This window comes from Vibrio sp. QJM3NY_35 (genome assembly GCF_057785915.1).
This window is the reverse complement of sequence record NZ_CM173507.1, coordinates 3,391,364-3,398,780: the sequence shown is the minus strand read 5'-3', so window position 1 is coordinate 3,398,780 and position 7,417 is coordinate 3,391,364. Positions and strand designations below refer to the sequence as shown.

Sequence of the window (7,417 nt, the reverse complement as noted above, 5' to 3'; positions counted from 1 at the left end):
GGTGCCCTCACTCTATTTAAAGTAATATGAAATGACCGCTAATTTTACCTGTTGATAAGTCAGATCACCAGCAATTGATCACAGATCCAGTGAATAAGATCCAAGTTATTCACAATAAATTTGTAATTTATCGGTGGATCCACACATCTTGCCCCTAATTTACTCACACAATGATCCACTTATGCCCGGATCCTTGCTAGTTATCCCCAAATTGGGAATTCAATCTGGTTATGGTTAATAACATCTGGTTATTTATTCTAGTGAGCATTTTCCCAGTAACATCCAACCCCATAAATATAAGGAGTTACCAAATGAATAACTGGATTAAGGCTGCAATTGCGGCTATCGCACTCTCTGCTGCTACTGTTCAAGCTGCGACTGAAGTTAAAGTCGGCATGTCTGGTCGCTATTTCCCGTTTACGTTCGTTAAACAAGACCAACTACAGGGTTTTGAAGTGGATTTATGGGATGAGATCGGTAAGCGTAACGATTACAAGGTTGAATACGTAACGGCAAACTTCTCTGGTCTGTTTGGTCTTCTTGAAACGGGTCGCATCGATACCATTTCAAACCAAATTACAATGACGGATGCACGTAAAGCGAAATACCTATTCGCAGACCCATACGTAGTAGACGGCGCACAAATTACCGTTCGTAAAGGTAATGACAGCATTAAAGGTATCGAAGACCTTGATGGCAAGACAGTTGCGGTAAACCTAGGCTCAAATTTTGAACAACTGCTTCGCAGCTACGACAAAGATGGCAAGATCAATGTAAAAACCTACGATACGGGCATTGAACATGATGTGGCACTAGGCCGTGCGGATGCATTCGTAATGGATCGCCTATCAGCACTAGAGCTTATCAAGAAGACTGGTCTACCATTACAACTGGCGGGCCAGCCATTCGAAACAATTGAAAACGCTTGGCCTTTCGTCGACAACGATAACGGCAAAAAACTGCAAGCAGAAGTAAATGAAGCATTAGCAGCAATGCGCGCAGATGGTACGCTAGAAAGTATCTCTCAGAAATGGTTTGGTGCGGACATTACTCAGAAGTAATTACTCACTTTCTCCATTCAAGGCCCACTGCTTTATACAGCGGTGGGCTTTTTGCTTTTGTGCACTGATTAAAAAACCTGATAGAACAATACTTACATATAGAACAACACTGCCAATAAAAATACGAGATAGATTATGGGATTTGACTTTAATTACATGCTAGAGCTGTTGCCGATACTACTGAAGTATTTAGGCACCACGATGGAGATGGCGACTTGGGGCTTGTTCTTTGCTCTGATTCTGTCTCTGATACTGGCGAATATTCGTGTATTCAAAATCCCAGTACTCGACCAACTGAGCCAGCTGTACATTAGCTTCTTCCGAGGCACCCCACTGTTGGTGCAGCTGTTCCTCCTTTATTACGGCTTACCGCAAGTCTTCCCGTGGATGGTTGGGTTGGATGCCTTCAGCGCCGCTGTGATTGGCTTAACCCTGCACTTTGCCGCGTATATGGCAGAAAGTATTCGTGCCGCGATTATCGGTATTGACCGCAGCCAGATGGAAGCCAGCCTTTCGGTCGGTATGACAACCAGCCAAGCGATGCGCCGAGTGATCTTGCCGCAAGCAACTCGCGTGGCACTGCCGTCATTGATGAACTACTTCATCGACATGATCAAATCGACTTCACTTGCTTTCACCTTAGGTGTCGCCGAAATCATGGCTAAAGCTCAGATGGAGGCTTCTTCAAGTTTCCGCTTCTTCGAGGCTTTCTTAGCGGTAGCGCTGATTTACTGGGGCGTGGTGGTTATCCTCACTCGTATTCAAATTTGGGCCGAAGTGAAACTGAATAAGGCGTATGTACGATGATCAAATTACAAAATATCCACAAGCAGTTTGGTGACACCGAAGTTTTGAAAGGGATCGACCTAGAAATCAAACAAGGTGAGATAATTGTCATCATAGGTTCAAGTGGTACGGGTAAGTCTACCCTACTGCGTTGTGTGAATTTTCTAGAGCAAGCCGATCAAGGCACAATTTCGATTGATGATATCAAGGTTGATACTCAGAAACACACTAAGGCAGAGGTGCTTGCACTGCGTCGTAAAACCGGTTTTGTGTTCCAAAACTATGCACTGTTCGCTCACCAAACCGCGAGACAGAATATTGCTGAAGGTTTAATTACCGTTCGTGGTTGGAAAAAACAGCAAGCCCATGAAAAAGCACAACAAATACTTGATGATATTGGCTTAGGTGACAAAGGTGATAGCTACCCAGCCGCGCTCTCTGGTGGCCAGCAACAACGGGTGGGTATTGGCCGTGCAATGGCACTACAACCCGAGCTTTTACTGTTTGATGAGCCGACTTCAGCGCTAGATCCTGAGTGGGTTGGAGAAGTGCTTAACCTAATGAAAAAACTGGCAAATCAGCATCAAACCATGTTGGTGGTTACCCATGAAATGCAGTTCGCTAGAGAGGTCGCAGACCGAGTGATCTTCATGGCTGACGGCCATATTGTCGAGCAGGGATCTCCACAGGATATTTTTGGTAATCCACAGGATCCTAAATTAAAAAAATTCTTAAATAAGGTTGGGATCGACTAAGGATCCTTGTGATTTTAGTTATTCTACGTATAATCCCCCGACCGGAATTTTAGTTAACCCAATCATTGACACTTTTTGTGACAGTGATTACAATTCCGCCTCTTTGTTGAGAGGCGTCGGTTTTCCTTTCTTATATAAAGAAGAGAAAAAATGCCCACGCCGGGTTTAACAAAAACCTAAAACTACTGATCAGTAAGGTAATTACAATGAAACGCACTTTTCAACCTACAGTTCTAAAGCGTAAGCGTACTCACGGTTTCCGTGCTCGCATGGCTACTAAGAACGGTCGCGCAACAATCAATGCACGTCGTGCAAAAGGCCGTAAGCGTCTTTCTAAGTAATCTTTGATTATTTTGAATAAGCTAGCCTTCGGTCGGGAGTTACGCTTGTTAACTCCCGAACATTATCAAAATGTCTTCAAGCAAGCTCATCGAGCTGGCTCCCCTCATTTCACCATCATTGCCCGAAATAACTCTCTTTCAAATCCTCGCCTTGGATTAGCCGTTCCGAAAAAGCAGATTAAAACCGCCGTGGGTCGTAACCGATTCAAGCGTCTTACTCGTGAAAGCTTTCGTAACACTCAACACAAACTTCCTAACAAAGATTTTGTTGTAATCGCAAAGAAGAGCGCGCAAGATTTAAGCAATGAAGAAATGTTCAAGCTACTCGACAAATTATGGCTTCGCCTGTCTCGCCCTTCGCGTGGATAGCGCTAATACCCATCTATTTTTATAGATGGTTTATTAGTCCACTCATCGGCCCACGCTGCCGATTTACTCCAACCTGCTCTTTATATGCGATAGAAGCGTTGAAAGCTCACGGTTTTGTAAAAGGGTGTTGGTTATCAGGCAAACGTCTATTAAAATGCCATCCTTTGAACGAAGGGGGCTTTGACCCCGTTCCACCAGTCCAAAAACAAGACAGAGATAAATAACGATGGATTCTCAACGTAATATCCTGTTAATCGCATTGGCTTTGGTTTCTTTCCTACTGTTCCAACAATGGAACGTAGCTCAGAATCCAGCACCACAAGCGGTTGAGCAGGCACAATCTGGCAGCACCCTACCAGCGCCATCTTATGCAGATGATCTAGACCCGGCTCCTGGTCAAGTTGCTTCTTCTGCTAAAACTATCACAGTAACAACTGATGTACTGACTCTGTCAATTGATACGGTTGGTGGTGATGTCGTTAAAGCAAACCTAAACGATTACTCTGCTGAGTTCGATTCTGAAGATACGTTTGTTCTTCTTAAAAACGAACCAGGTCACCAATTTATCGCACAAAGCGGTCTAGTGGGTCCTCAAGGTATCGATTTAAGCAGCACAAACCGCCCAAGCTACACAGTTTCAGCAGACAGCTTCACGCTTGCTGATGGTCAGGATGAACTACGCATCCCGATGACTTACCAAGCGAACGGCCTTGATTACACGAAAACATTCATCCTTAAGCGCGGCAGCTACGCAATGGATGTTGAATACGATGTAGTCAACAACTCTGGTAACAACGCGACATTCGGCATGTACGCTCACCTACGTCAGAACGTAATGGATGACGGCGGTAGTCTAACAATGCCAACTTACCGTGGTGGTGCTTACTCTACGGAAGATACGCGTTACAAAAAATACAGCTTCGACGACATGCAAGATCGCAACCTGTCTCTTAACCTAGCAAACGGTCAAGGTTGGGCAGCGATGATTCAGCACTACTTTGCAAGTGCATGGATCCCACGCGACGAAGCAGGCAGCAACCTTTACACTCGTGTAATTGGTAACCTTGGCGACATCGGTGTTCGCATGCCGAACAAAACCATCGCTACTGGCGACGAAGCAAACTTCAAAGCAACGCTTTGGGTTGGTCCTAAACTTCAAGACCAAATGGCTGCTGTTGCACCAAACCTAGACCTAGTAGTTGACTACGGTTGGTTATGGTTCATTGCTAAACCACTTCATACTCTGCTTTCGTTCATTCAAGGCATCGTTGTGAACTGGGGTCTGGCAATCATCTGTCTAACTTTCATCGTTCGTGGTGCTATGTACCCACTAACGAAAGCTCAGTACACGTCTATGGCGAAAATGCGTATGCTTCAGCCTAAGCTGACTGCAATGCGTGAGCGTATTGGCGACGACCGCCAACGCATGAGCCAAGAAATGATGGAGCTTTACAAGAAAGAGAAAGTAAACCCACTAGGTGGCTGTTTACCTATCCTTCTGCAAATGCCTATCTTCATTTCGCTATACTGGGCACTAATGGAGTCTGTTGAACTGCGTCACTCACCGTTCTTCGGTTGGATTACTGACCTTTCAGCACAAGACCCATACTACATCTTGCCACTTCTGATGGGTGCTTCAATGTTCCTAATCCAGAAGATGAGCCCGACAACTGTAACGGATCCAATGCAGCAGAAGATCATGACCTTTATGCCGGTTATGTTCACATTCTTCTTCCTGTTCTTCCCTTCAGGTCTGGTTCTATACTGGCTAGTATCGAACATCGTAACTCTGATTCAGCAAACGCTTATCTACCGCGCGCTGGAAAAGAAAGGCTTACATTCTAAGTAAGCTCGATAATCGAAAGAGATAAAGAAAGGCGACCAAAAGGTCGCCTTTTTGTTTTTAGCTGATTACAATTCAGCTAATTGATTAATCGTGAGCGCCCCTTTTTGGCTTTCACATGCTAGCAGGCACAACTATGACTACAGATACGATTGTTGCTCAAGCGACTGCACCCGGCCGTGGCGGCGTCGGTATTATTCGCGTTTCAGGCCCACAAGCAGCCCAAGTTGCGCTTGAAGTTACCGGCAAAGTACTGAAACCACGTTACGCTGAGTACACCCCTTTTAAATCTCACGATGGTTTAGAGCTAGACCAAGGTATCGCGCTTTACTTTCCTAACCCGCACTCGTTTACCGGTGAAGACGTATTAGAGCTACAAGGCCACGGTGGTCCTGTGGTAATGGATATGCTCATCAAGCGCATCCTCGCGATTCCAGGGCTACGCGCAGCTCGCCCAGGTGAGTTCTCGGAGCGTGCCTTCTTGAACGACAAGATGGATTTAACCCAAGCAGAAGCAATTGCTGACCTCATTGATGCCAGTTCAGAAGAAGCGGCGAAATCAGCTCTGCAATCGTTGCAAGGTGAGTTTTCAAAACGCATTAATACGCTGGTGGACTCTCTGATTCACTTACGCATCTATGTTGAAGCCGCTATCGACTTCCCAGAAGAAGAGATTGATTTCCTTGCTGACGGTAAAGTAAGTGCTGACTTACAAGCTATCATCGACAACCTCGAAGCGGTTCGCCAAGAAGCCAATCAAGGTGCCATCATGCGTGAAGGCATGAAGGTGGTGATTGCAGGTCGTCCTAATGCCGGTAAGTCGAGCTTACTGAATGCATTATCGGGTAAAGACTCCGCGATTGTGACTGATATTGCTGGTACCACGCGTGATGTACTGCGTGAACATATCCATATTGATGGTATGCCATTGCACATTATTGATACCGCAGGCCTGCGTGAAGCCTCGGATGAAGTCGAAAAAATCGGTATTGAACGCGCTTGGGAAGAAATTGCTCAAGCCGATCGCGTTTTATTTATGGTCGATGGCACCACTACCGATGCAACCGACCCGAAAGATATCTGGCCAGATTTCGTTGATCGTCTGCCGAATAACATCGGAATGACCGTGATTCGTAACAAAGCCGATCAAACCGGTGAAAATCTCGGGATTTGCCATGTTAATGATCCAACTCTGATTCGACTATCAGCAAAGACGGGACAAGGCGTTGATGCGCTGCGTAATCATTTAAAAGATTGCATGGGCTTTGCTGGTGGTAATGAAGGTGGCTTCATGGCACGTCGTCGCCACTTAGATGCCCTAGAACGCGCATCTGAGCACTTAGATATTGGTCAGCAACAGCTCGAAGGCTATATGGCAGGGGAAATTTTGGCAGAAGAACTGCGTATAACGCAGCAACACCTTAACGAGATTACTGGTGAGTTCAGTTCCGATGACCTACTCGGCCGTATCTTCACCTCTTTCTGTATTGGTAAATAACCTTTAAAGGCCGGCTCATGCTGGCCTTTTTCTTTAGTAAGGACAGCTTAATGATCCACATTATTACAGGCAGCACCTTAGGTGGTGCAGAGTACGTTGGCGATCACCTTAATGATCTTCTTGAAGAGCAAGGCCACGAGATCACCCTTCATAATCAGCCTGAATTCGATGATATTCCCCAACAAGGCTTTTGGTTGCTGGTGACTTCAACTCATGGTGCGGGTGAATTTCCAGATAATATTAAGCCGTTTATCGACGCATTGACCCAGCAATCTCCAGATTTAAGCCAGGTTCGCTTTGCTGTCGTGGCGCTTGGTGATTCGAGTTACGATACCTTCTGTTTGGCGGGAAAATCAGTCCACAGCCAGATGAAAGAGCTCGGTGCTCAGCCTATTTCTGACTGTTTTACCATCGATGTATTGGAAACTCCGGTACCAGAAGACGCAGCAGAAGCTTGGTTTAACGATCATAGCGACCAGTTTTAACCTCTCTCCTCTCTCAAAAAGCGGCTTATGCCGCTTTTTTTGTCTCTGAACATCGAGATTGTGAATAACTTTTTTTCAAAAACATCGAAAATTAGCGATCTATTTTCAATTTCTGCTGTGGATAAGATCATACATATACGGTGATTAACCTATAGTTATCCAAATAACAAGTTTTAGGCTAATTTCCACCTGTGAATAAGTAGCCATTTTGATCCCAGCTAATCCTCATCCTGATCAAAGTTAGATCACATCATTTGATCCAAAAAAGATCCATGTTCT

9 protein-coding genes are annotated in these 7,417 nt (G+C 45.3%); all 9 read left to right on the top strand.

Annotated features, from left to right (window positions below; genetic code table 11):
- Nucleotides 1-311 precede the first annotated feature (311 nt).
- The 9 genes from AC3CH3_RS15490 (at nt 312) to mioC (ending at nt 7,138) form a co-directional block, all read left to right on the top strand.
- Complete coding sequence (locus AC3CH3_RS15490) at nt 312-1,061, top strand: amino acid ABC transporter substrate-binding protein (RefSeq protein ID WP_009848135.1); 750 nt, start codon at nt 312-314, stop codon at nt 1,059-1,061.
- Nucleotides 1,062-1,196: 135 nt separating this feature from the next.
- On the top strand, nt 1,197-1,868 hold the full coding sequence (locus AC3CH3_RS15485; protein ID WP_009848134.1) for an amino acid ABC transporter permease: 672 nt from the start codon (nt 1,197-1,199) through the stop codon (nt 1,866-1,868).
- Complete coding sequence (locus AC3CH3_RS15480; protein WP_048610829.1) at nt 1,865-2,602, top strand: amino acid ABC transporter ATP-binding protein; 738 nt, start codon at nt 1,865-1,867, stop codon at nt 2,600-2,602. The genes AC3CH3_RS15485 and AC3CH3_RS15480 overlap by 4 nt, the downstream gene beginning before the upstream one ends.
- Nucleotides 2,603-2,808: 206 nt before the next feature.
- Complete coding sequence (gene rpmH, locus AC3CH3_RS15475; RefSeq protein ID WP_004735800.1) at nt 2,809-2,943, top strand: 50S ribosomal protein L34; 135 nt, start codon at nt 2,809-2,811, stop codon at nt 2,941-2,943.
- Between the two features lie 45 nt (nt 2,944-2,988).
- Nucleotides 2,989-3,312: a ribonuclease P protein component gene (rnpA, locus tag AC3CH3_RS15470; RefSeq protein ID WP_017055478.1), complete on the top strand. Its 324-nt coding sequence runs from the start codon at nt 2,989-2,991 to the stop codon at nt 3,310-3,312.
- Entirely contained in the window at nt 3,279-3,536 is a 258-nt protein-coding gene (yidD, locus tag AC3CH3_RS15465) for a membrane protein insertion efficiency factor YidD (RefSeq protein WP_004735802.1), read from the top strand. Before rnpA ends, yidD begins: the two co-directional genes overlap by 34 nt.
- Nucleotides 3,537-3,538: 2 nt before the next feature.
- Nucleotides 3,539-5,161 carry a membrane protein insertase YidC gene (yidC, locus tag AC3CH3_RS15460; RefSeq protein ID WP_017058806.1) on the top strand — a complete coding sequence of 541 codons (1,623 nt, stop codon included), beginning with the start codon at nt 3,539-3,541 and terminating at the stop codon, nt 5,159-5,161.
- A 130-nt stretch (nt 5,162-5,291) separates the two neighbouring features.
- Nucleotides 5,292-6,653: a tRNA uridine-5-carboxymethylaminomethyl(34) synthesis GTPase MnmE gene (gene mnmE / locus AC3CH3_RS15455; RefSeq protein ID WP_029405667.1), complete on the top strand. Its 1,362-nt coding sequence runs from the start codon at nt 5,292-5,294 to the stop codon at nt 6,651-6,653.
- A 50-nt stretch (nt 6,654-6,703) separates the two neighbouring features.
- Entirely contained in the window at nt 6,704-7,138 is a 435-nt protein-coding gene (gene mioC, locus AC3CH3_RS15450; RefSeq protein WP_029405666.1) for an FMN-binding protein MioC, read from the top strand.
- The last annotated feature ends 279 nt before the right edge of the window (nt 7,139-7,417 follow it).